Consider the following 1,033-nt stretch of genomic DNA (forward strand, 5'->3'; position numbering starts at 1 on the left):
GCACGGTCCATGGGAAGAGCGCTCACGAAACCGTGTGGTGCTTCCAGTTAAGCGGGCAGTACCGCCGTGGCTTCGATTTCCACTTTGGCCTCATCTTCGACCAGAGCGGAGACAACCACCATGGTCATCGCCGGAAAGTGATAGCCCATCACCGCACGGTAGGCTTTACCGACTTCTGCCTGATGGGCGAGATATTCGGCCTTGTCGGTCACAAACCAAGTGAGCCGGGTGATATCCTGCGCTGATCCGCCTGCGGCTTCGACCACCTCCAGAATATTCTGCAGTGCCTGGCTCATCTGACCAATAAAATCCTGTGCCACAAACACCTGATCCGCGGTCCAGCCGATCTGGCCGCCGACAAAAAGCAGCTTGCCCTCGGCCATCATACCGTTGGCATAACCTTTGGCGGGCTTCCACCCTTCGGGATGCACGCTGATGGCTGGCATGACGGGGCTCCTTTGCTGATGCGGCCTGCCAGCGACCATACCGCTGCCACGACATTTATTTCAAGCTTAAAACTTATTACGTTGAAGTTCATCACCCAGCGGTCATTGGCCGCACGGGCGAACGCCCGCACAGCCAAGGTCCCATTTAGAGCAGCACGCCGTAATCTTCCTGTGCAAACAGTGGGACTGCCCCTGCATCAGCCTCATCAAGGCCGCCGACCAGGATGGTCACTGTCGCCTCGGAAGTGCCGCCCTGCCCATCGGAGATCGTGTAGGTAAAGCTATCTTCCAGCACCTCGCCCTCAGAGAGCGATTGGATGCCACCGGCAGCGGTCGGATCGTAAAACAGGGTATCAGTTTCCGCATCACAGGACACCACAGCACCGTATTCACGGGAACTGGCAGCAAGAGTAAACGTCAGAGCATCTGCATCCGGATCGGTGTCATTGGCCAGCAGATCAAGCACTGCAATTTCAGCGACTTCATCTTCAAAACCATAAGGCAGTTCGACGGGGGAGCCATCGCCTTCGGACACACTGTACTGCACCGAGTCATCATTGTGGTTATCCCCCTAGGTGATGATGAAC

At 56.6% G+C, this 1,033-nt stretch carries 2 protein-coding genes; both read right to left on the reverse strand.

Annotated elements, in window-relative coordinates:
• Positions 1-47 precede the first annotated feature (47 nt).
• Positions 48-446 (reverse strand): RidA family protein, encoded by a 399-nt coding sequence (locus tag A2I95_RS42010; RefSeq protein ID WP_027259234.1) that lies wholly within the window; start codon positions 444-446, stop codon positions 48-50.
• Positions 447-591: 145 nt separating this feature from the next.
• The gene (locus tag A2I95_RS42015) at positions 592-993 is read right to left on the reverse strand and encodes a cadherin-like domain-containing protein (protein ID WP_084294486.1); all 402 of its coding nucleotides are present in this window, start codon (positions 991-993) and stop codon (positions 592-594) included.
• Positions 994-1,033 lie beyond the last annotated feature (40 nt).

The sequence above is a fragment of the Leisingera sp. F5 genome, from assembly GCF_001593695.1.

Coding starts and splice junctions, on each gene's coding strand:
- A2I95_RS42010 (WP_027259234.1), bottom strand. CDS start 446: ATGCCAGCCATCAGCGTGCATCCCGAAGGGTGGAAGCCCGCCAAAGGT.